Source organism: Streptomyces sp. NPDC089919 (assembly GCF_040684615.1).
Lineage (GTDB): Bacteria > Actinomycetota > Actinomycetes > Streptomycetales > Streptomycetaceae > Streptomyces.
In genome coordinates, this window is record NZ_JBFBGK010000123.1 from 1 (window position 1) to 21,607 (window position 21,607).

At 73.3% G+C, this 21,607-nt stretch carries 24 protein-coding genes; 8 read left to right on the forward strand and 16 right to left on the reverse strand.

The features are described 5' to 3' along the window. Positions 1-205: 205 nt before the first annotated feature. Positions 206-1,204: a porphobilinogen synthase gene (gene hemB / locus AB0O40_RS32950; protein ID WP_365049179.1), complete on the forward strand. Its 999-nt coding sequence runs from the start codon at positions 206-208 to the stop codon at positions 1,202-1,204. An 83-nt stretch (positions 1,205-1,287) separates the two neighbouring features. Beyond that, positions 1,288-1,560: a DUF1876 domain-containing protein gene (locus AB0O40_RS32955; RefSeq protein WP_365049180.1), complete on the forward strand. Its 273-nt coding sequence runs from the start codon at positions 1,288-1,290 to the stop codon at positions 1,558-1,560. A 79-nt stretch (positions 1,561-1,639) separates the two neighbouring features. Here the strand turns inward: AB0O40_RS32955 and AB0O40_RS32960 are convergent, their stop codons facing one another. Together AB0O40_RS32960 and AB0O40_RS32965 are read right to left on the reverse strand one after the other, a co-directional pair. Then, positions 1,640-1,819: a DUF397 domain-containing protein gene (locus AB0O40_RS32960; RefSeq protein ID WP_365049181.1), complete on the reverse strand. Its 180-nt coding sequence runs from the start codon at positions 1,817-1,819 to the stop codon at positions 1,640-1,642. Next, positions 1,816-2,589, reverse strand: coding sequence for a helix-turn-helix transcriptional regulator (locus tag AB0O40_RS32965; protein WP_365049182.1), 774 nt, complete (start codon positions 2,587-2,589; stop codon positions 1,816-1,818). Before AB0O40_RS32965 ends, AB0O40_RS32960 begins: the two co-directional genes overlap by 4 nt. Before the next feature lie 165 nt (positions 2,590-2,754). Between AB0O40_RS32965 and AB0O40_RS32970 the strand changes: the two genes are divergently transcribed. Both AB0O40_RS32970 and AB0O40_RS32975 read left to right on the forward strand, forming a co-directional pair. Next, entirely contained in the window at positions 2,755-3,237 is a 483-nt protein-coding gene (locus AB0O40_RS32970; RefSeq protein ID WP_365049183.1) for an ATP-binding protein, read from the forward strand. Further along, entirely contained in the window at positions 3,213-3,935 is a 723-nt protein-coding gene (locus AB0O40_RS32975; RefSeq protein WP_365049184.1) for a transporter substrate-binding domain-containing protein, read from the forward strand. The genes AB0O40_RS32970 and AB0O40_RS32975 overlap by 25 nt, the downstream gene beginning before the upstream one ends. A gap of 27 nt (positions 3,936-3,962) precedes the next feature. Here AB0O40_RS32975 and AB0O40_RS32980 read toward each other — a convergent pair whose 3' ends face one another. From AB0O40_RS32980 to argS, 6 genes are all read right to left on the reverse strand, one after another. Then, complete coding sequence (locus tag AB0O40_RS32980) at positions 3,963-4,763, reverse strand: TIGR04222 domain-containing membrane protein (protein ID WP_365049185.1); 801 nt, start codon at positions 4,761-4,763, stop codon at positions 3,963-3,965. A 94-nt stretch (positions 4,764-4,857) separates the two neighbouring features. Then, positions 4,858-5,664 carry a VOC family protein gene (locus AB0O40_RS32985; protein ID WP_365049202.1) on the reverse strand — a complete coding sequence of 269 codons (807 nt, stop codon included), beginning with the start codon at positions 5,662-5,664 and terminating at the stop codon, positions 4,858-4,860. A gap of 147 nt (positions 5,665-5,811) precedes the next feature. Further along, positions 5,812-5,949 carry a hypothetical protein gene (locus AB0O40_RS32990; RefSeq protein WP_365049186.1) on the reverse strand — a complete coding sequence of 46 codons (138 nt, stop codon included), beginning with the start codon at positions 5,947-5,949 and terminating at the stop codon, positions 5,812-5,814. Positions 5,950-5,961: 12 nt separating this feature from the next. Then, positions 5,962-6,102 (reverse strand): hypothetical protein, encoded by a 141-nt coding sequence (locus AB0O40_RS32995; protein ID WP_365049187.1) that lies wholly within the window; start codon positions 6,100-6,102, stop codon positions 5,962-5,964. Continuing rightward, positions 6,099-6,404: a hypothetical protein gene (locus AB0O40_RS33000; protein WP_365049188.1), complete on the reverse strand. Its 306-nt coding sequence runs from the start codon at positions 6,402-6,404 to the stop codon at positions 6,099-6,101. The genes AB0O40_RS32995 and AB0O40_RS33000 overlap by 4 nt, the downstream gene beginning before the upstream one ends. 162 nt (positions 6,405-6,566) lie before the next feature. Then, the gene (argS, locus tag AB0O40_RS33005) at positions 6,567-8,348 is read right to left on the reverse strand and encodes an arginine--tRNA ligase (RefSeq protein ID WP_365049189.1); all 1,782 of its coding nucleotides are present in this window, start codon (positions 8,346-8,348) and stop codon (positions 6,567-6,569) included. 208 nt (positions 8,349-8,556) lie between these two features. On the opposite strand from argS, the gene lysS reads away from it, so the two are divergent. Beyond that, the gene (gene lysS / locus AB0O40_RS33010; RefSeq protein ID WP_365049190.1) at positions 8,557-10,287 is read left to right on the forward strand and encodes a lysine--tRNA ligase; all 1,731 of its coding nucleotides are present in this window, start codon (positions 8,557-8,559) and stop codon (positions 10,285-10,287) included. Positions 10,288-10,358: 71 nt separating this feature from the next. Here lysS and AB0O40_RS33015 read toward each other — a convergent pair whose 3' ends face one another. The 3 genes from AB0O40_RS33015 to AB0O40_RS33025 form a co-directional block, all read right to left on the reverse strand. Then, positions 10,359-12,089, reverse strand: a complete 1,731-nt coding sequence (locus AB0O40_RS33015; RefSeq protein ID WP_365049191.1) for a DUF2637 domain-containing protein — start codon at positions 12,087-12,089, stop codon at positions 10,359-10,361. A gap of 120 nt (positions 12,090-12,209) precedes the next feature. Then, positions 12,210-12,938 (reverse strand): DUF3558 domain-containing protein, encoded by a 729-nt coding sequence (locus AB0O40_RS33020; protein ID WP_365049192.1) that lies wholly within the window; start codon positions 12,936-12,938, stop codon positions 12,210-12,212. Positions 12,939-13,089: 151 nt separating this feature from the next. Continuing rightward, positions 13,090-13,977, reverse strand: a complete 888-nt coding sequence (locus tag AB0O40_RS33025) for a DUF3558 domain-containing protein (RefSeq protein ID WP_365049193.1) — start codon at positions 13,975-13,977, stop codon at positions 13,090-13,092. A 172-nt stretch (positions 13,978-14,149) separates the two neighbouring features. Between AB0O40_RS33025 and AB0O40_RS33030 the strand changes: the two genes are divergently transcribed. Beyond that, on the forward strand, positions 14,150-15,343 hold the full coding sequence (locus tag AB0O40_RS33030) for an RtcB family protein (protein ID WP_365049194.1): 1,194 nt from the start codon (positions 14,150-14,152) through the stop codon (positions 15,341-15,343). Here AB0O40_RS33030 and AB0O40_RS33035 read toward each other — a convergent pair. Continuing rightward, positions 15,333-15,953 carry a Uma2 family endonuclease gene (locus AB0O40_RS33035; RefSeq protein ID WP_365049195.1) on the reverse strand — a complete coding sequence of 207 codons (621 nt, stop codon included), beginning with the start codon at positions 15,951-15,953 and terminating at the stop codon, positions 15,333-15,335. The genes AB0O40_RS33030 and AB0O40_RS33035 overlap by 11 nt on opposite strands. 204 nt (positions 15,954-16,157) lie before the next feature. Between AB0O40_RS33035 and AB0O40_RS33040 the strand changes: the two genes are divergently transcribed. After that, positions 16,158-16,778 (forward strand): polysaccharide deacetylase family protein, encoded by a 621-nt coding sequence (locus AB0O40_RS33040; RefSeq protein ID WP_365049196.1) that lies wholly within the window; start codon positions 16,158-16,160, stop codon positions 16,776-16,778. Positions 16,779-16,788: 10 nt separating this feature from the next. On the opposite strand, the gene AB0O40_RS33045 is transcribed toward AB0O40_RS33040, so the two are convergent. Beyond that, on the reverse strand, positions 16,789-17,544 hold the full coding sequence (locus AB0O40_RS33045; protein ID WP_365049197.1) for an SDR family NAD(P)-dependent oxidoreductase: 756 nt from the start codon (positions 17,542-17,544) through the stop codon (positions 16,789-16,791). A gap of 51 nt (positions 17,545-17,595) precedes the next feature. Further along, positions 17,596-17,931: a YnfA family protein gene (locus tag AB0O40_RS33050; RefSeq protein ID WP_365049198.1), complete on the reverse strand. Its 336-nt coding sequence runs from the start codon at positions 17,929-17,931 to the stop codon at positions 17,596-17,598. A gap of 329 nt (positions 17,932-18,260) precedes the next feature. On the opposite strand from AB0O40_RS33050, the gene AB0O40_RS33055 reads away from it, so the two are divergent. Then, a complete protein-coding gene (locus tag AB0O40_RS33055; protein WP_365049199.1) occupies positions 18,261-18,797 on the forward strand; it encodes a hypothetical protein in 537 nt (178 codons plus the stop codon). A 126-nt stretch (positions 18,798-18,923) separates the two neighbouring features. Here AB0O40_RS33055 and AB0O40_RS33060 read toward each other — a convergent pair whose 3' ends face one another. Both AB0O40_RS33060 and AB0O40_RS33065 read right to left on the reverse strand, forming a co-directional pair. Then, entirely contained in the window at positions 18,924-20,378 is a 1,455-nt protein-coding gene (locus AB0O40_RS33060; protein WP_365049200.1) for an FAD-dependent monooxygenase, read from the reverse strand. A gap of 148 nt (positions 20,379-20,526) precedes the next feature. Continuing rightward, positions 20,527-21,261, reverse strand: coding sequence for a Mut7-C RNAse domain-containing protein (locus AB0O40_RS33065; protein WP_365049201.1), 735 nt, complete (start codon positions 21,259-21,261; stop codon positions 20,527-20,529). Between the last annotated feature and the right edge of the window lie 346 nt (positions 21,262-21,607).

The following is a 21,607-nucleotide window of genomic DNA, read 5'->3' on the forward strand; positions in this document are numbered from 1 at the left end:
GGCGCCCGCCCGCCGCCCCACCCCGGGGGGGCCCCCCCTGCCCCGGCCGGCCCGGGGCGGGGGGGGGGGGGGTCCTCCCCGGCCCCCCCCCCGGCGGCGCGTCCGGCGTTCCAGCCGCGCTGGATCCGCCCCGCCGGACCCGGTGCGCGCGACGGCCTAGGCTGGGCGGGACTGCTTTCGACGGCTCGAAGAGGCGAACTAAGAGATGAGCACGTACGGATCCTTCCCCGGCTCGCGGCCCCGGCGGCTGCGGACCACGCCCGCGATGCGGCGGATGGTCGCCGAGACCCGGCTGCACCCCTCGGACCTGATCCTGCCGGCCTTCGTGCGCGAGGGCATCAGCGAGCCGATCGCGATCTCCGCGATGCCCGGCGTGGTCCAGCACACCCGGGACACCCTGCGGAAGGCGGCCGCCGAGGCCGTTGAGGCCGGGGTCGCCGGGATCATGCTGTTCGGCGTGCCCGCGGACGAGAACAAGGACGCTCGCGGCACCGCCGGCACCGAGCCCGACGGCATCCTCCAGCTGGCCATCCGCGACGTGAAGGCCGAGGTCGGCGACGACCTGGTGATCATGTCGGACCTGTGCCTGGACGAGTACACCGACCACGGCCACTGCGGCGTGCTGGACGAGCACGGCCGGGTGGACAACGACGCCACCCTCGAGCGGTACGCCGAGATGGCCCAGGTCCAGGCCGACGCCGGCGTCCACGTGGTCGGCCCCAGCGGCATGATGGACGGCCAGGTCGGCGTGATCCGCGACGCGCTGGACGAGACGGGCCACGAGGACGTGACGATCCTCGCCTACACGGCGAAGTACTCCTCGGCCTTCTACGGGCCCTTCCGCGAGGCGGTGGCCTCCTCGCTCCAGGGCGACCGCAAGTCCTACCAGCAGGACCCGGCCAACGCCCGGGAGTCCCTGCGCGAGCTGGCGCTGGACCTCGAAGAGGGCGCCGACATGGTCATGGTCAAGCCCGCGGGCCCCTACCTGGACATCCTCTACCGGGTCGCCCAGGCCGTGGACGTACCGGTCTCCGCGTACCAGATCAGCGGCGAGTACGCGATGATCGAGGCCGCCGCGGAGAAGGGCTGGGTCGACCGCGACCGGGCCATCATGGAGACCCTGCTCGGCATCAAGCGGGCGGGCGCCGACACCATCCTCACGTACTGGGCGACCGAGGTCGCCCAGTGGCTCCGCCGCGACTGACCCCGGCGCCCCCTCCCGCTCGCGCCGCGCGCCCCGGCCCCGGGGCGCGCATGCTGGAGGGGAGAGGGCGGAGGTGATCCGGCATGTCCCAGCACACCGGATGGCATGTGGAGACCGAGTTCATCGACGAGGGGCACCGCACCAGTGCGGCGTGCCTGCTGCGGCTGGCGGACGGTACCGAACTGAAGGCGCGCGGCTACGCCCTGCGGCACCCTTCCGACCCGGAACAGCTGCGGGTCGGCGAGGAGATCGCGGGCGCCCGGGCGCTGATGGACCTGGCCTCCCAGCTGCTGACGAAGGCCCACGGCGAGATCGACGCGGAGACGGGCCGCCACTCGTACCCCCTGAACCGCTGACCCGCCCAGGGCTCTGCGCCCGGCCCGGGCGCGTGCATGGTGCGCGCCCGGGTGCCGCCGCGCGCCCTGTGCGGTTGCCTTACCGCCCGACCCAGCCGGTCAGCGCGGCCCAGGTGGCGGGGGCCAGATCGATGACGGGGCCGTCGGCGTCCTTGGAGTCCCGGACGTGGACGGTGCCGGGGGTGGCGGCCACCTCGACGCACGCGTCGCCGTCGCCGGTGCTGTAGCTCGACTTCCGCCACTGCTGCTCAGTGTTCATGGGTCCAGCTCTCCCAGCCTGCGCTCTAACAGGTCCTTGGTTTCTTGGGCGTTGAGGGCCTGTGTTCGCAGCATCGCATACCTCTGGAGCCTGATGCTGACCTCTGTGGGGTCGGCGATCAGATGGTTTCCGCGTTGCGATTCCGAGTACGCGAGGAACTGGTGCTCTGGGGTCTCCAGGACGATGAACGGGCCGCTCGTGCCTGCATGGCCGGCCTGCATGAGCGGCATGATCTGCAACGTCAGGAACGGCAGGTCTGCGCATGCGCGCAGGTGACGCAACTGCTCGACGTGCGTGCTGTGCCCGCCGACCGGGCTTGCGACGACCGGCTCCCAGAGGATGAAGCTGAGTTGCGGGGGTTCCGCCCGCCTGAGGATCTCCTGGCGCCCGAGACGTCGCTCCATGTGTTCATCGATCTTCGGCGGGGTGAATGCGGGAATGCGGCTGCGGAACAGGGCCAGGGCGTAGGCCTCGGTTTGCAGCAGCCCTGGCACCACCTGTGCCTCGAACCAGGACAGCGTGACTGCTTCCTTCTCACGCTCGAAGTAGTCCTCCGCCCCCGCTGGGATCTGGTCGACGTCCGGCAGGTGCCTCACAGCGACCTCCAGTGTTCCGCGTGTGTCCAGCACGATGTCCAGGCGGATCGCGACGTCGAGGAGGAGAGGGCGGCGGCCCTGCTCGATCGATCCGATCGTCTCCTCGTGGGAGCCGACGAGATCGGCCAACTTCCTCTGCGTCCACCCCTTTGACGCACGGTAGTTGGCGACCATAGCCCCGATCATGTCGTGCGCTGTCGCGTTCTTCTTTTTCCTGCTCCGAGCCATACGGCTGAACTCCCCACCTGAGCCCGCGCATTCACGTTCCCGGCCCGTACAACGAACTTGTACGGGCTGGGCCACTGCACAACGCTGGTCACGCACCGCGACGATCGTCCCGTGAATCTGGAGACGGAGCCCGCGCTGCTGCGGGAACGGCTGTTCGGCCGGTCGCACCGGACCGTGCGGGGCGCGCGGGAGTTCGCCGCGGGGACCTTGGACGCCTGGGGTGTGGCGGGGCGGCGGGACGACGTGTTGCTCTGCGTGAGCGAGTTGGCCACGAACGCGTTGCGGTACGGGGTGCCGCCGGGGCGGGGGTACCGGGTGCGGCTGCTCCGCTTCGAGGGCGGCGTACGGGTCGAGGTGCACGACAGCGGGCCCGGGCTGTCGCGGCTGCGGGTCGGGGCCGGCATGGGCCTCGTCATCGTGGCCGCGGTCGCGGACCGGTGGGGGGCGCATCCCCGCTCGCCCGGCAAGGCGGTCTGGTGCGAGTTCGGCACCGGGCCCGGTACCGGCGCGGAGCCGCAGGTCAGGGCCGTGCACGGGGGCGAGCGGCGGGGCGCCTACACTCCGGGCACATGGGGAATGCAACTGCTGCCGTGACCGAAGACCTCGCACCGACCGGAGTGCTGCGGGCGTCGATCAACCTGGGCAACCCGGTGCTCGCCCAGGGCACCGCGGACGCGCCCGCCGGGATCACCGTGGACATCGCGCGGGAGCTGGGCCGGCGGCTCGGGCTGCCGGTGGAGTTCCGGTGCTTCGACGCCGCGCGGAAGTCCTTCGAGGCGATGGCGCAGGGGTCGGCCGACATCTGCTTCCTGGCGGTGGACCCGGCCCGCGCCGCCGAGGTGGCCTTCACCGAGCCGTACGTCCTGATCGAGGGCGTGTACGTGGTGCCGGAGGGGTCCGCCCTCAGCACGGCCGCCGAGGTGGACGCGGCGGGGGTGCGGATCGGGGTCAAGGAGGGCTCGGCGTACGACCTGCACCTGACGCGCGAGCTGACGGACGCGACCGTGGTGCGCGGGGCGGAGGGCGTGGACGTCTTCCGCGAGCAGGGGCTCGAGGCGGGCGCCGGGATCCGGCAGCCGGCGACCGCGTACGTGGCTTCGCACCCGGGGGTGCGGCTGGTGGAGCCGGCCTTCATGCAGATCCGGCAGGCGGTGGGTACGACCGTCTCGCGCCGGCCGGAGACGGTGGCCTTCCTGCGGGAGTTCGTGGAGGAGCTGAAGGCCGCCGGCTTCGTCGCCGACGCGCTGCGGCGCTCCGGCCAGTCCGAGACGCTGGCCGCCCCGGCGTCCTGACGGCCCGGTCGAGCGCCCGGTGGGTGGCTACAGCCCGCCCAGACCCGCCGGGTCGCCCGGCTGGTAGTCGGAGGGCGGCATGCGCCGCAGGGCCGACCGCAGCCCGGCCGGCATCGCGGTGGTCGTGACGCCCTCGGTCGCCACCTGGCGCAGGGCCTTCGCCAGGTGCCCGTCCGGCGGCCGGTCGCGATGGGCCGCCAGGGCCCGCTCCCCGGCGGGTGTCAGTGCCGTCGGCAGCTTGCCGGCCAGGGCGGGGAGGGCCAGCCCGAGCAGCGTCGGGGCGACGATCAGGGCCGCGCGGCCCGCGGGGCCGCTGTGCCGCTCGTCCCAGGCGATCGACGCGACGCACCCGAAGATCGCCGACGAGCTGACGGTGATGATCAGGGCCGCGTTCCAGTTGTCGAGCCGGACCAGCAACCGCGGGTGGACGAGCAGGCCGCGGCGCGCGAGGTCGTCGGCGATCCGGCGGACGGGGGCGCTGCGCTTGGTGCGCCGCTCGGCCCGGAGCCCCTTCACGCGGCGGCCCGGCGGACAGGCGGCGAGGGCCGAGGCCTCGACCGGATGCGCCGGGGGCGGGGCGGTCTTCGTGGTGCGCAGGACGCGGGAGCCGGCCGTGGTGAGCCGGCCGGTCCGGTGCAGGGCGGTGAGGGCCGTCTGCGCGGTGCGGCGACGGCCGCCGCACAGGAACGCGTACGCGTACACGTCGAGTTCGGGCGGCTGCTCGGCCGGTACGGCGTACGACAGGTAGAGGTGCAGCCGGGCCGAGACCCAGCCGAGCACGGAAGCTCCCACGAGCACCCATGCGCCGATCGCGAGCCCGATCCACATGCGCCCACCCCCGGTCGCATTGTGCGCCCGGGGGCGGGGGACGGCCAGAGGGCCGGGGAGCGGGACCGCGGCCCCGGGCCCCGGCGCCGGTGGGTCAGCGCGGGTCGGGCTGCTGCGGGGCGTCGGTGGTCTTGATGATCGCGAAGACCGCGCCCTGCGGGTCCTGGAGGACGGCCATCCGGCCGACCGGCATGTCGAAGGCCGGGGCCAGGACCGTCGCGCCGGCCCGGACCGCGGCCGCCTGCACGCTGTCCGCGTCGTCGACGTTGAAGTACGTCAGCCAGTGCGGAGGGGTGCCCTCCGGGTGCTGGTCCAGGCCCATGATGCCGCCGACGGAACGATCGTTGACCTGCAGCTCGGTGTAGCCCTCGGCGCCGGGGATCTCCGAGGGGGCGGTGCCGATCGGCAGCAGCTTGGAGTAGTAGGCCGCGGCGGCCGCCGGGTCGGTGGTGGCCAGCTCGCTCCAGACCACGGCGCCCGGTTCGTTGACGATTCCGGCGCCGGCGAACGTACCGGCCTGCCAGAGGCCGAAGACCGCGCCGGTGGGGTCGGCGAGGACCGCCATCTTGCCGAGGTCCATCACCTGCTGCTCGCCCATGACGGTCGAACCGCCCGCGGCCTCACCGGCCTTGAGCGCGGCGCCGAGGTCGTCGGTGGAGAGGTAGGTGGTCCAGACGGCCGGCGGGAGCGGGTCCGGGACGGTGCCGTCCGGGTTCATCGCCTTCATGATCCCGGCGACCGGCTTGCCGAGCAGTTCGCAGACGGAGTACCCGCCGGTCTCCGGCGGCCCCACCTCGCCCTGCCAGCCGAAGAGGTCACGGTAGAAGTCGAGCGCGGCCTGCTGGTCGGGGACCATCAGGTCCGTCCAACAGGGCGTACCGGGCCGGTACGGGCCGGACATGGCGGGCACGGGTGCCTCCGGGGTTCTCGGGGTGCGGAAACGACGACCGTCGCCCGTCCCGCTCCGCGACACGGTGCGACGCGCCGTCCCCTACCCGGCCCCAGGCCCGGAAATCGGGCCGTTCGGGGGAACGGGGGCGGCCGGTGCCTACTGCCAGAAGATCTCCTCCACCACGATCTGCGGCTCGGCCACCCGGGGCAGGAAGGTGAACAGGACCCAGCCCCGGTGGTTGTCGAAGTACGCGAGGTGCGGACCTCTCGGGGCGGTCGAGCGGACGGGCTCCACGTCCTCGGCGCGTTAGGGGTGCCGCGCAGTGAGGAGCTCGAAGACCGCCTCGCGCAGGGACTCGCGGACGCCGTCGGCGAGGCTGAGCCGGTATTTCTCAGCGGCGAGTGTGTAGTCCACCGCCCACGGCGGCCCGGTGAATTCGTCGCTCACTCGCCCGGCCTGAGGTCGCGCAGGTCGTGGCGGATGCGGGAGGCCTCGTCCAGCAGTTCGCGCGCGACGGTGACGTCCGTGGCCTCGGCCGCACGGGTTTCAAGGTCGGTGACGTGGCGGTCCAACTCCGAGTTGCGCGCCAGGGCGTACTCACCCCACCAGCGGGTCATGAACGCCGGGACCGGGCCGATGTCGTAGGCGTCCGCGATCTGCCTTCTCCAGGACGCGTCGAAGTCGGGGAGGAGTTGCGGCGCGTGCGCGGCGATGGCCACCCGCAGCGCCTTCGGCGTGTACTCAGGCATCGGCGGTACGGATCTGGGCATGGGGGTGGCGGTCGACATTTCCAGGGCCTCCTAGGTCCGACGCCCCCACGATAGTTCTCGCGCGGGTCCGGCGGGCTGGGAACGCCGCGGCCCCCGCCTCCCGGGAAGGGAGACGGGGGCCGCGGCGTCACGAGGGGAGCGTCAGAGGCGTTCGGGGGTGCGGATGCCCAGGAGGGACATGCCCTTGGTGAGGGTGCGGGCGGTGAGCTCGCACAGGAAGAGGCGGTTCTCGGCGACCACGAGCTCCGGCTCCGGCTTGATGACCGGGCACTGGTCGTAGAACGTCGTGAACAGCGAGGACAGCTGGTACAGGTACGCCGCGACCTTGTGCGGGGCGTGGTCCGCGGCCGCCTCGGCGATCAGCTCGCCGAAGGCGTCCAGGTGCAGGCCCAGCGCGCGCTCGGCGGGCGCCAGCGCCAGCTCGGGGTGGGCGGCCGACTTGCGGTCACCTGCCAGCCGCAGGATCGAGCGGATCCGGGCGTAGGCGTACTGGAGGTAGACCGAGGTGTCGCCGTTCAGCGAGACCATCTGGTCCAGGTCGAACTTGTAGTCGCGGGCCGCCGAGGTCGACAGGTCCGCGTACTTCACCGCGCCGATGCCGACGAAGCGGCCGTTCTCGACGATCTCGTCCTCGGTCAGGCCGACCTTCCCGGCCTTCTCGCGCACCACGGCCGTGGCCCGGTCCACCGCCTCGTCCAGCAGGTCCACCAGCCGGACCGTCTCGCCCTCACGGGTCTTGAACGGCTTGCCGTCCTTGCCGAGCACGGTGCCGAAGGCCAGCTGCACGGCCTTGGTGTCCCCGGTCAGCCAGCCGGCCCGGCGGGCGGTCTCGAAGACCATCTTGAAGTGCAGCGACTGCCGGGCGTCCACCACGTAGATCAGGGTGTCCGCGCCCAGCTCGCCCACCCGGTCCCGGATCGCCGAGAGGTCGGTGGCCGCGTAGCCGAAGCCGCCGTCGGACTTCTGGACGATCAGCGGGGTCGGGTTGCCGTCCGGGCCCTTGTACTCGTCGAAGAACACGCACAGCGCGCCGTTGGAGCGGACCGCGACGCCCGACTCCTCCAGCAGCCGGCAGGTCTCCACCAGCATGTCGTTGTAGCCGGACTCGCCGACGATGTCGGGGTCCTGGATGTCCATGTCCAGCTTGTCGAAGACCGAGTAGAAGTAGATCTTCGACTCGTCCACGAACCGCTGCCACAGGGCCAGGGTCTGCTCGTCGCCGGCCTGGAGGTCCACCACCCGGGCCCGGGCCCGGGTCTTGAACTCCTCGTCGGAGTCGAACAGCGCCCGGGAGGCCTTGTAGAGGCGGTTCAGGTTGGACATCGCCTCCTCGCCGGAGACCTCCGACCCGGCCGCCTCGGCCTTGTGGTCCAGCTCGTGCGGGTGCTCCAGCAGGTACTGGATCAGCATGCCGAACTGGGTGCCCCAGTCGCCGATGTGGTGCCGCCGGATCACCTTCTCGCCGGTGAACTCCAGGATCTCGACCATCGCGGCGCCGATCACGGCCGACCGCAGGTGGCCGACGTGCATCTCCTTGGCGACGTTCGGCTGCGCGTAGTCGATGACCGTGGTGCCGGCGTCCTTCGAGAAGGGCACGCCGAGCCGGTCGTCCGCGGCGCGGGCGGCCAGCGTCTCGACGATCGCCCGGTCCGAGACGGTGATGTTCAGGAAGCCGGGGCCGGAGACCTCGACCTCGGCCAGCACCTCGTCCGCGCCCAGCCCCTCGACGACCTTCGTGGCCAGCTCGCGCGGGTTGGCCTTGGCCTTCTTGGCGAGCGCCAGGATGCCGTTGGCCTGGAAGTCGGCCCGGTCGCTTCGTCGCAGCAGCGGGTCGACGGCCGCACCGGCCTCCGGCAGGGCGGAGGAGAGGGCGTGGGCGACGCGCTGATTGACGGTCGAAGCGAGGGAAGGGACCGAGGCCATGGGCTGCCGTTCCTGTGAGAGTGCCGGTGGACGTACGGCCCGTCCGTACCCGAACCGGGTGCGTGCACCGGGCCTGTGTACGTATGCGACGAGCCTCACGAGTATCCCACGGGGCCGCACGCCCCTTCGCGGGAAATAAAGCAACCCCGGACGGGCCCCTTCCGTCTGGGAGAATGTTCCCAGCCATCATCGAGAAGAAGGACGTGTCGTGGCTCAGAGCGCCCCGAGCAGCACCGAGACCGACTGGGTCTCCCGTTTCGCGGACGAGGTCATCGCCGAGGCGGAGCGGCGTGCCCCGGGCAAACCTGTCGTCGTCGCGTCCGGCCTCTCCCCGTCGGGCCCCATCCACCTCGGCAACCTCCGCGAGGTCATGACCCCGCACCTGGTCGCCGACGAGATCCGGCGCCGTGGCTTCGAGGTCCGGCACGTCCTGTCCTGGGACGACTACGACCGCTACCGCAAGGTCCCGGCCGGCATCCCCGGCATCGACGAGTCCTGGGCCCAGCACATCGGCCGCCCGCTGACCTCCGTCCCGGCCCCGGCCGGCTCCGCGTACCCGAACTGGGCCGAGCACTTCAAGGCCGCCATGGTCGAGTCGCTGGCCGAGCTGGGCGTCGAGTACGACCCGATCAGCCAGACCGAGCAGTACACCTCCGGCGTCTACCGCGAGCAGGTGCTGTTCGCGATGAAGCACCGCGGCGACATCGACGCCGTGCTCGCCCAGTACCGGACGAAGAAGGCCCCGGCCAAGAAGTCCCAGAAGCCCCTCGACGAGGCCGAGCTCGAGGCCGCCGAGGGCTCCGGCGCGGCCGGCGAGGACGACGGCAGCGCGGAGGGCTCGGAGTACTTCCCGTACAAGCCCTACTGCGGGCAGTGCGACAAGGACTTCACCAAGGTCCTGTCCTACAACGACGAGACCACCGAGCTGACGTACGTCTGCACGGAGGACGAGTTCACCGAGACGGTCAAGCTCACCGAGTTCAACCGCGGCAAGCTGGTCTGGAAGGTCGACTGGCCGATGCGCTGGGCCTTCGAGGGCGTCGTCTTCGAGCCCTCGGGCGTCGACCACTCCTCGCCCGGCTCGTCCTTCCAGGTCGGCGGGCAGATCGTCCACATCTTCGGCGGCGAGCAGCCGATCGGGCCGATGTACGCCTTCGTCGGCATCAGCGGCATGGCCAAGATGTCCTCCTCGAAGGGCGGCGTGCCCACCGCGGCCGACGCCCTGAAGATCATGGAGCCGCAGCTGCTGCGCTGGCTGTACGCCCGCCGCAAGCCGAACCAGTCCTTCAAGATCGCCTTCGACCAGGAGATCCAGCGGCTGTACGACGAGTGGGACAAGCTCGAGGCCAAGGTCGCCGACGGCAGCGTGCTGCCGGCCGACGCCGCAGCCCACGCCCGCGCCGTCCGCGTCGCCTCCCACGAGCTGCCGCGCACGCCCCGCCCGCTGCCGTACCGCACGCTCGCCTCGATCGTGGACATCACGGCCGGGCACGACGAGCAGACCCTGCGGATCCTCGGCGACCTGGACCCGGCCAACCCGCTGACCTCGCTCGACGAGGCCCGCCCGCGGCTGGACCGCGCCGAGAACTGGATCACCACCCAGGTCCCGGCCGACCAGCGCACCCTCGTCCGCGAGGAGCCCGACCTCGAACTGCTGGGCACCCTCGACGACGCGGGCCGCGAGTCCCTGCGGATGCTGCTCGCCGAGCTGGACGAGCACTGGTCGCTGGACGGCCTGACCGCGCTGGTCTACGGCGTGCCGAAGGTCATGGCCGGCCTGGACGCCGACGCCAAGCCGACGCCCGAGCTGAAGGTCGCGCAGCGGACGTTCTTCGCGCTGCTGTACCGGCTGCTGGTCAGCCGGGAGACCGGGCCGCGGCTGCCGACGCTGCTGCTGGCGGTCGGGGCCGAGCGGGTGCGCAAGCTCCTCGCGGTCTGAGGACCTGCCGACGGCTGAGGGCCGCCACCCCATCGGGGGTGGCGGCCCTCAGCCGTTCACGTCCTCGTCGGTCAGGCGATGTGCTCGTTCTCCAGCTCGGTCTGGTAGCGCTGCTTCAGGTACGGCATCATCCGGCGGATCAGGCTGCCGCTGCGCGGGTGCGTGATGCCGTGGATGTCGGCCAGGCGGATGTCCAGGGCCTCCGCGGACGGGAAGTCGTTGTACTCGTCCACGAACGCCTTGAACGCCTTGAAGGCCATCTCCTGGAACTCGGCGTCACCGGCCACGAAGGGCTGGTCCTGCTCGCCGTCGCCGTCCACGTCCCCGGCCGCCGGCTGGGGAAGCTCCTCCTGGAGGGGGGCCTGCGGCGCCTCCGGGGCGGCGGCCTCGGCCGGGTACGTGCCGTTCGGGTCGTAGCCGCCCTCGTAGGTCGCCTGCGGGGCCAGCGGCCCGGCGAACCAGGCGCTGCGGTGCGCGGCCGGCATCTGCGTCGGGTCGACCGGCTGTACGGGCTCCACGGCGGGGGCCGGCGTGGCCGCGTAGGGGGTCACGGCCGGGGCGGCCTGCGGCGCGGCCCCGCTCGCGGCGGGCTCCGCCCCGGTCAACGGGCCCGGGCCCGGGTACGGCTGCCCCGGCGCGCCCTGCGCCGCCTGCTGCTGCGCGTACAGGGCGTAGGCCTGGGCCGGCGTCAGACCCGCGGCGATCAGGGCCGCGAGGTGTTCGGCGGTGGGGGCGGTCAGGGGCGCGGCCGGCGTGACGGGTGCGGTCTGCGCGGGCGGCGCGGTCTGCGCGGGGGCGCCGGTGGCCGGCTGGTCGGGAGTACCGGGTGACGGCTGGGCGGGCGCGGTGGCCGGTGCCGGCGCGACGGGGGCGGCCGCGGCGGGCGTACCGGTGGCCTGCTGGTCGGGCGTGCCCAAGGCCGGCTGGGCGGGCGTACCGGCTGCGGGCCGGCCGGGCGTACCGGCAGGGGCGAGGGCGGCGGGCGCGGCTCCGGCAGGGGCACCGGCCTGGGGCAGCGCGGCCGGGGTCTCGGCCGGGGTGCCCGCCGGGGTCAGGACGGCCGGGGAGTCGGCCGCGGCCGGCGCGGCCGGGGCCGCCGGGGGTAGCAGGGCCGGGCTGATGCCCGCGGCGGCCAGGCCCTCGGGGGCCGTCTGCGCGAGCGGGACGCCGATGCGGGCCAGCCGCAGCGGCATCAGGGCCTCCACCGGCGCCTTGCGGCGCCACAGCCGGCCGTACCGCGCCTGGAGCCGGGCCTGGTAGATCAGCCGGTCCTGCTCCATGCCGACCGCCTGCTCGTAGGACCGCAGCTCCCACAGCTTCATCCGGCGCCACAGCTTGAACGTCGGCAGCGGCGAGAGCAGCCAGCGCGTGATGCGGACCCCCTCCATGTGCCGGTCCGCGGTGATGTCCGCGATCCGGCCCACGGCATGCCGGGCCGCCTCCACCGTCACGACGAACAGCACCGGGATCACCGCGTGCATGCCCACGCCCAGCGGGTCCGGCCAGGCCGCCGCGCCGTTGAACGCGATCGTCGCCGCGGTCAGCAGCCAGGCCGTCTGCCGCAGCAGCGGGAACGGGATCCGGATCCACGTCAGGAGCAGGTCCAGGGCCAGCAGCACGCAGATGCCCGCGTCGATGCCGATCGGGAAGACCAGGGAGAAGTTCCCGAAGCCCTTCTTCAGCGCGAGCGCGCGCACCGCGGCGTACGACCCCGCGAAACCGATGCCCGCGATCATCACGGCACCGGCGATCACGACACCGATGAGTATCCGGTGCGTGCGTGTCAGCTGCATCGCGGCCACCCGCGATCCCCTCCCACTATCGAGCCTGGCGGGCACAGCCTGGCACATGCCCGCCAGGCATGCGGAGTGCGGGGAGGGATCGAATCCGTTACTCCCGGTTCGCCGGCACCCCCCGGTCCCCTACTGCTGGTTGGCCGCGGCCACCGAGGCCACGGCCTCCTTCGCCGCCGCGATCGCGTCCTGGAGCAGCTTCGCCGCGTCCGGGGCCTTGGCACCCTCGTAGGACGCGCCGTTGTAGTCCAGCGTCACCACCACGTTCTGGGTGCGCGCCACGATCGTCTGGTTGAAGAAGTCCACCTGCTTCTTCGCCGTCGAGGTGACCGTGGTCGCCTCGTCGCCGATGCCCGCCGCGGTCTGGGTCTTCACGTTCTGCGCGCCGTCGGCCGTCTTGGCCGCCTCGACCTGCTTCGCGTACTGCTCGGTGGCGCGCTTGTTGCCGCTGCCCAGGGTCTCGTGGGAGTCGTAGCGGGCCATCGACACCGCGAGCCAGCGGTAGGAGGAGCCCTTGAGGCCGTCCTCGTCGAGGCCGTTCCAGGAGCAGGTGGCCCGGCTGGACAGGTCGTTCGACTTGGCGGCCGTGCCGTCCGCGTCCTTCGCCTCCGGGACGAGCCGTTCGACGGTCTTCTGCGTGACCGTCTTGCAGGGCTCGGGCAGCTTGCCGAACGCCACCTTCTCCAGCTCGGGCGTGGCCTTGGCGGTCGGCGCCGAGGAGACGGAGCCGCCGGACTGCTTGCCGCCGTCGGAGGCGGAGTCCGAGCCGGAGTCCGAGGAGCAGCCGGCGGCGGCGAGGATCACCGGGACGGCTGCGCAGGCGAGGATGCGGCTGAGGCGCGAGGCTGAACGGTGCATGGTTCCTTCACTGGGTGGGCTGCGGGACCTGGCAACGGTAGCCCGACCCGCCGCCCGACCGTGTCCCGGACGGCTGTGGATGCCGTCACTCGGCGGGCCGGCGGAGGCCGTCCGGCCGCCCGCCGCCGCTGCCCCACCGCCGCCCGGTGGGCTACTCGCTGAGCCCGTCGGCCAGGTCGGAGGCCAGTTGGCGGGCCCGGTCCTGGGTCTCCTCCGGGTCCGGCACCAGCGCCGGGACGGTCGGCTGCACGGCGTACTCCACCGTGACGATCACATTGGAGGCCCGGAAGACGATACGGACGGTCCGGGCCTGGGAGCTCGGCCCGGCCGGGTTGGTCCGGTCCTCCAGGAACGCGGCGTCACCGAGGTCGTCCAGCACCCGCGAACCGAGGTCGGGCCCTTCGGGGGGCGGACCGCCGGGGCTGCCGCTCGCGCCGGGCGACCCGCTCGGCGACCCGCTCGGGGCCCCGCTCGGGGAGCCGCCGGCCGGGGTGCCGGCGGTGGTGGCGCCGGTGGTCGCGGTGCCGGAGGCCGTGGCGCCCGGGGCGCCGGTGGTCGCGCCGCCGGTGGTCGCGGAGGCGGTGGGCGTCGGGGCGGGCGGCTCGGGCAGGTGCGCGGCCGCGAGCTGACGCTCGTACACCTCCTTGGCCTTGTCGTCGTCGCTGGTCGCCGGGTCGTAGGAGACCACCCGCTCGTAGCCGACGAACAGCAGCCGGGTCGCGTCCTCGCCCTCGGCCTTCCAGCGGCAGCCCACCCGGCGGTCGCCGTCGTACGAGACGTCCGCCTTGCCCTCGTAGACCTCCTGCTGCTGCTCCGAGGGGAGCGAGGGCAGCACCGGCAGCATCGCCTTCAGCCGCCGGGCCGCCGCGGAGGCGCAGGGCTCGGGCAGGGTGTGGTACTTGCCGGGGGCGGCGGCCACCCGGGTCTCGCCGGGCTTGGGGTCGGCCCCGCCGCCGTCGATGCCGCTGGTGCCGCTGCACCCGGTGGCCAGCACCGCGAGGACCGCGATACCGGGCAGGACGGCCTTCCCTCGTCGCACGTCGCACGGCTCCCTTCGGCGGAAATGCAGTTGCCGCGCGTCCGCGGCAGATGGACACAATGTCTATCGCACGCACTGCTGCTGACGCCGGTCCGATGTCTCTTTCGGCCCCAAGAGCGAGGCTTTTGCGTTTTCCAGACTTTTGCAGGATTTCCGGGGGAATGAGGACGATATGTCGTACGTAGAGGTCGAGGGGGCGAAGGTCCCCATCCGGATGTGGGCGGATCCCGCGTCGGTCGAGGACTCCGCGATGCAGCAGCTGCGGAACGTCGCGACGCTGCCGTGGATCAAGGGTCTGGCCGTGATGCCGGACGTCCACTACGGCAAGGGCGCCACGGTCGGCTCGGTCATCGCCATGAAGGACGCGGTCTGCCCGGCCGCGGTCGGCGTGGACATCGGCTGCGGCATGTCCGCGGTCCGCACCTCCCTCACCGCCTCCGACCTGCCGGAAGACCTGTCGAAGCTCCGCTCGGCCATCGAGCGGGCGATCCCGGTGGGCGCGGGCATGCACCGGGACCCGGTGGATCCGGCGCGGCTGTACGGCTTCCAGGCGGGGGGCCTGGACGACCTGTGGTCGCGGTTCGACTACATCGCGGATGCGGTGAAGTTCCGGCGGGAGCGGGCGGCGAAGCAGCTGGGAACCCTTGGCCAGGGCAACCATTTTGTGGAGCTTTGTGTTGATATGTCCGATTCAGTCTGGCTCATGCTGCACTCCGGGTCCCGGAACATCGGCAAGGAGCTGGCCGACCACCACATCGGGGTCGCGCAGAAGCTCTCGCACAACCAGGGGCTGGTCGACCGCGACCTGGCCGTCTTCCTCGCGCAGACCGCCGAGATGGACGCGTACCGCAACGACCTGTACTGGGCGCAGGAGTACGCCAAGTACAACCGCGCGATCATGATGAGCCTCTTCAAGGAAGTGCTGCGCCGGGAGTTCCGCAAGGCGAAGGTCTCCTTCGAGCAGGAGATCAGCTGCCACCACAACTACGTCTCCGAGGAGCGGTACGACGGCATGGACCTGCTGGTCACCCGCAAGGGCGCGATCCGCGCCGGCAGCGGTGACTTCGGTATCATCCCGGGCTCGATGGGCACGGGTTCGTACATCGTGAAGGGCCTCGGGAACGAGAAGTCCTTCAACTCCGCCTCGCACGGCGCGGGCCGGAAGATGAGCCGCACCGCCGCCAAGAAGCGCTTCTCGGCGAGCGACCTGCGGGCCCAGACCGAGGGCGTCGAGTGCCGCAAGGACAGCGGCGTGGTCGACGAGATCCCGGCCGCCTACAAGTCGATCGAGCAGGTCATCGACCAGCAGACCGACCTGGTCGAGGTCGTCGCCAAGCTCAAGCAGGTCATCTGCATCAAGGGCTGACCGGCCCGTCCCCGTCCAGCAGCCGGTCCACCGGCAGCTCGAGCCCCCCGACCCCCGTCGACGCGGGAAGCGGCACGGACGTCCCGCGCTTGTAGCTCCTGCGGGAGTGGTACGTGCCGCCGCGGGGGTCGGTGCAGAGGGCGACCTCGTCGTGGCGCCGGTCCGCGACGAGGTAGACGGGGATGCCTGCCTGCGCGTAGCAGTCCATCTTGGGGCCGAGGTCGTCGGCCCAGTTGGACGAGGTGATCTCGAGGACCATGCGGAAGACGTGCGGGGCGAAGCAGTTCTTCGACACGTGGGCGTCCCGGTAGTCGGCGTCGACCAGGGAGAGGTCGGGTACGGCGTAGTCGTCGGGCCCGGAGGGCAGCCACAGGCCGATGCCCTGGAGGTACTTGAGGCCGGCCGTGGTGGCGCCGGCCCGGTGCAGCTCGACGATGAGCCACGTCAGTGATTCGGCGTGGGCCCCGTCGGCGGGTGGTGTCACGGTGAGCCTTCCCTGGAGGATCTCCACGCGGTGGCCGGGAAGCTCCCTGGACAGCCGCTCGGCCGCCTCCGCGAGCGTGGTCTCGTACTCCATCACCGCCATGGCTTCCTCCCTCTGGGGGCTCATGCTCCCGGAGCGTAGCCGCGGCCGCCGGGGATCCGGGGGAGTTCACCCCATCGGGGCGTCGCGGGGGATCGGTGGAGGCTTGGGTTCAACTTCATGTGGCAGCACGGGGATTGACGGGTGTTTCTGGTCTAGACCAAGGTGTGCGGCATGGGGAGATCTCGCGTGGTTCTTGGTGTGCTCGCGGCCGTCGGGCTGAGTGTCGGGGTGGCTGGGTCCGCTTCGGCGGGGGCCGGGTTGCCGCCGGTGGTGGCGCAGGTGCCGACCGGTGACAAGGTGGTGTTCCTGACCATCGACGACGGCTGGTACCACGACCCCGCCGTGCAGCGGAAGCTGATCGACGAGCGGATCCCGGCCACGCTCTTCCTGCTGCCGGGGGCGACCGCGTACGACACCCCGTACTTCACGGACCTGGTCGGGCAGGGCCGGGTCAAGGTGGAGAACCACACCGTCAACCACCCCGACCTCACCACCCTCGACGCGGCCGGGAAGGACGCCGAGGTCTGCGGGGCGGGGGAGCAGCTGGCGGCGACCTTCGGCATGAAGGAGCCGAAGCTGCTGCGGCCGCCGTTCGGGGCGTACAACGACGACGTGCGGCTGGCGGCCAAGGCGTGCGGGGTCAAGGCGCTGGTGACCTGGACCTACGACTTCACGACCTGGGACACCACGCCGCCGACCCCGCGGCTGAAGGCGGGGGACATCGTGCTGCTGCACTTCACGCCCACGCTCGGGGCGGACCTCCAGCGGGCCCTGGACGCGGCGAGGGCCGCGGGCCTGAAGCCCGCGGCCCTGCTGCCGCAGCTGAAGACGGCCGGGATCGTGCCCTGACCGGTCGGGGCTACTGCTCGCGGTGCACCTTGGTGTTCGAGGCCTGGGCGCGCGGCCGGACCACCAGCAGGTCGATGTTGACGTGCGGGGGGCGGGTGACGGCCCAGGTGATGGTGTCGGCGACGTCGTCGGCGGTCAGCGGCTGTGCCACGCCCGCGTAGACCTTGGCGGCCTTGTCGGCGTCCCCGCGGAAGCGGGTGGTGGCGAACTCCTCGGTCTTGACCATGCCGGGGGCGATCTCGATGACCCGGACCGGCTGGCCGACGATCTCCAGGCGCAGGGTCTCGGCCAGCACCCGGGCGCCGTTCTTGGCGGCCACGTAGCCCGCGCCGCCCTCGTAGGTGGCGTGGCCGGCGGTGGAGGACAGGACGACGACCGTGCCGTCGCCGCTGGCGACGAGGGCGGGCAGCAGCGCCTGGGTGACGTGCAGGGTGCCGATGACGTTGGTCTCGTACATCGTGCGCCAGTCGGCCGGGTCGCCGGTGGCGACCGGCTCGGCGCCGAGGGCCCCGCCGGCGTTGTTCACCAGTACGTCGCAGCGGTCCAGGGAGGCCGCGAGCGCGTCGACGGCGGCCCGGTCGGTGACGTCGAGGGGGTGCGCGGTGGCCCGGTGGCCGGCGGCGGTCAGCTCCTCCGCCAGGGCCTCGATGCGGTCCTTGCGGCGGGCGGTCAGGACGACGTGGTACCCGGCGGCGGCGAGCTGCCGGGCGGTGGCGGCGCCGATTCCGCTGCTGGCTCCGGTGACGACGGCCGTGCGGGTGGTCATGTGCGCTCCTCGTACAGGGGTCCGGTTCCTGTGGCCAGCATAGGCAGGCACTCAGTGGCCGCGCGGCGCGTACATGATCACGGCCATGCCGGCGAGGCAGACCAGGGCTCCGGTGACGTCCCAGCGGTCGGGTCGGTAACCGTCGGCGACCGCGCCCCAGATCAGGGAGCCGGCGACGAAGACCCCGCCGTAGGCGGCGAGCACCCGGCCGAACTCGCCCTCCGGCTGGAGGGTGGCGACGAAGCCGTAGAGCCCCAGGGCGATGATCCCGGCCCCGATCCAGGCCCAGCCCTTGTGGTCGCGGACACCCTGCCAGACGAGCCAGGCGCCGCCGATCTCGAGCACGGCGGCGAGCAGGAACAGGGCGGCGGAGCGGGCGATCAGCATGGCGGCATCGTGGCACGGGGTGGGGGGGGCGGGCTCCGCAGGGCGGGCGGTCGGGATGTGCGGGGCCCCGCCGCTTGAGCGGCTGTGGCCTGCAGGCCCTGCGGCAGGCCCACCCCTGGGACGAGCGGCTTCGCCGTGCCCTTCGGGCATCCCAGGCCCGGGCCTGCCTCCGGACCAGCCTGCCACAGCCGTTCAAGCGGCTCCCCGCACATCCCGACCGCCCGCGGGCACACGTACGGGCGGTGGGCGTTGCGGCGGACGGGGGAAGGGGGCGGCCTGATCGGAGGGTCATCCGATGAGCTGATGGTCCGCTCCTTATCGTGCGGCTCATGTGGACCGGGATCGTGTCGCCCCGCTGGGCCGGGCGGGCAGTGCAGGCAGGGCGTGGGACGGCCGGTGCGGTGGTGGCCGCGGTGGTGCTGTGCGGGCCGGTGGCGGGGGTCTGCGCCGCCGCGCCGCTGCCGGGGCCGGCCGGGCCGGCCGAGGCGGACGTGGCGTACCACGGCCAGGTGTCGCTGGTGGCCGGGCAGCTGGGGATCCGGCTGGTGCCGGAGAACCGGGGACCGGCCGGGCTGGCCGCCGCGACGGTGCGGCTGCGGGTCTCGGCGGAGCTGGCGGACCGGCAGCCGCAGCTGCCGGAGGGCTGCGCCCGGGCCGGGGCGCAGGTCGTGGTCTGCGAGACGGGCGCGCTGCCGGCGCGGGGCTCGGGCCGGCACATCGGCGTGGCGCTGAAGCTGGCGGGCCGGCCTGCGGAGGTGCTGGTCCGCATCGACACGTTCTGGAACGGCGGCGCGGTGGACCGGGTGCCGGGCAACAACGAGCACTCGGTGCTGGCGCTGGACACGGGCGACGCGTACGCGTTCTGAGCACCGGCGCGGGTCCCGGTGCCGGGCGCCGCGCCGGCGGCCGGGTACTCCGGGCCCGTCACGGCGGTCGCCGGACGGGCCGGTCCGGGTCGCCGGCCCCGCGCCGGCGGCCGTACGGCGGCCGGGTCAGCTGAGCCAGCGGGTCAGGGCTGCGCGGACCTCGGCCGGTTCCGGGTCGCGGGCGGCCCAGGCGACGTACCCGTCGGGGCGGACCAGCGCGCAGGCGGTGCGGTCGTCGAGCCAGTGGGCCGGTACGGCGGTGCTGCCGAAGGCCGTGCCGGGTGGGGTGACCAGGACGAACTCGCCCCGGCGCAGCAGTTCGTACAGCCGGCCCTCGGCGAGGGCGAGGTCCGGGGCGCGGCGGCCGGCGGGGCGCCGCTCGCCGGGGGCGGGCGGGTAGGCGATGCCGATCCCGCTGATCATGGCCATGGCGCGGGTGCCGGCCGGCCGGAGCAGGCCGAGGGCGGCGGCGGCCAGGTCCCGGCCGCCGCGCTGGAGCGGCCCGCGGGCCATCGCGAGGCGGACCATGGCGCCGCTGCTGCGGAGCACGGCCCGGCCGACGGGGTGGCGTTCGCGCTGGTAGCTGTCGAGCAGGGCCGAGGGGTCGGGGGTGCGGCCGTGCAGGGCGGCGGCGAGCTTCCAGGACAGGTTGGCGGCGTCCTGGAGACCGGTGTTCATGCCCTGGCCGCCGGCGGGGGAGTGCACGTGCGCGGCGTCCCCGGCGAGGAAGACGCGGCCCTGGCGGTAGGCGGGGCTCTGGCGTTCGTCGCTGTGGAAGCGGGAGATCCAGCGCGGGTCGTGCATGCCGTGGTCGGTGCCGAGGGCGGCCCGGGTGATGGCCCGCAGCTCCTCCAGTTCGACCGGGGCGGAGTCGGGGACCTGGCGGGCCCGGAGCCAGCCCATCACGCGGTACCAGCCGTCGCCGAAGGGGACGATGAAGGCGAAGGCCTGGCCGGTGCCGTTGACGGTGATGGCGGAGCGCGGCGGGTCGGTCAGGCGTACGTCCGCCAGGACCATGGACCGGATCACGGAGTCGCCGGGGAAGGGCAGGCCCAGCTCGGCGCGGACGGTGCTGCGGACCCCGTCGGTGCCGACGAGGTAGCGGGCGTGCAGGGTGCTGCGGCCGCCGTCGGGGCCCCGCAGCTGCGCGGTGACGCCGTCGGCGTCCTGGGTCAGGCGCAGCAGGGCGGTGTCCTCGCGGATGTCCACACCTGTGGACAGGGCGCGCCGGGTGAGCAGCCGCTCGACCTCGTACTGGGGGGTGATCAGGACGTACGGGAAGCGGGTGCGGAGGGCCTTGAGCTCGAGGGCGAGGGTGCCGAAGAGGCCGAGCTCGCCGACGGGGGTGCCGGTCTTGACGAGTTCGTCGGCCAGGCCGCGGGCGTCGAGCAGTTCGAGGGTGCGGGCGTGCACGGCGAAGGCCCGGGTGAGGTTGGCGCTGTGGGCGGCCCGCCGTTCCAGGAGGACGGTGCGCAGGCCGGCGGCGGCGAGGTCGCCGGCGAGCAGCAGGCCGGTGGGTCCGGCGCCGACGACGACGACGTCGGCGCGGGGGTCGGCGGGGGCCTGGGGGGTGGGGGCCATCGGGCGCTCCTGGCGGTCGGCGGCGGGGCGGGGGTACGGCTCGGTGAGCCGATCCCTGCCCCGCGCCGGGGGAGTTCAGGCCCCGCGGAAGGGCTGACTCCGGGGACCGCCGGCCCGGAGCCGGGCCCGGCGGTGCCTGGGGCTCAGGTCAGGTGCCGGGGGTGCCGAATTCGGCGAGGGCGTCGGTGACGATGGCCTCGAGGCGGGTGTGGTGGGCGCCGCGCCAGTAGACCCGGTCGCAGGCGGTGCACTGGGCGAAGACGTCGTAGGTGCGGTGGGTGCCGTCCTCGACCTGGTCGACGACGGTGTCCTTGGCGGCCTCGCGCAGGGTGCCGTTGCAGGCGGTGCAGCGGGTCCAGGGAGCCAGGGCGGGTGCGAACCGGCCCAGTACGTCGCGCAGTTGCTCCTCGGGGCGGTCGCTGTAGACGTAGGCGCCGGCCCACAGCTCGCGGCGGCGCAGCAGGCCGCGGTCCCGGGAGAGCAGGACCCGGCGCTCGGCGGCGGAGCGGGTGGCGAGGGCGGGGTCGCCGATGTCCTCGTTCTCGTACGCGGCGTCCACGCCGAGCAGGCGCAGGCGGCGGGCGAGGGTGCCGAGGTGCACGTCGAGGAGGAAGCGGAGCGGGGCGCCGGGGACGGCCTGGGGGCGGCTGACCGGCCGCACCTCCACGGCTTCGCCGTCGCGGGGGACGTGGGCGGCCGGTACCTCCTGCCCGTCCACGAGCAGCCGGCCGACCTCGGTGAGGGGCACGCCGATCGACTCGACGACGTGGCCGAGGCTGGAGGTGCCGTCGGCGGGGGCCGGGGCGTCGCGGTGCCGGAGGGCGGGGGAGGCGAAGACGTGCAGCTCGGGGGCGAGCGTGAGGCTGATGCCGATTCCGTTCACCCGCTCAGCATGCCAGCGGCCCCTTCCTCCGGCCCGTGTATTTCCGGGGGCCCTTGCCCATGCACTTGCCCTTGCCCGGGCCCCGGCCCGCCGTTTGCGTCCCGCGGGGGCGGGGGCCCGCGTATCCAGCCTCGCCGGCGATTGAGGCGCGGGGTCCGGGGCGGCGCCCCGAAGCCTGGGCCCGGCCCACCCCCTTGCGTGCGCCCGGGCGGGGACCCGCCAATCCAGCCTCGCCGGCGTTTGAGGCGCGGCTCCCGGGCCCGTGCCCGGCCGCTGCGCGGAGCCAGACCCCACCCCGCCCCTTCCCGAAACCGGTGGGCTCCGCCCCCGGATCCCCCGCACCGCC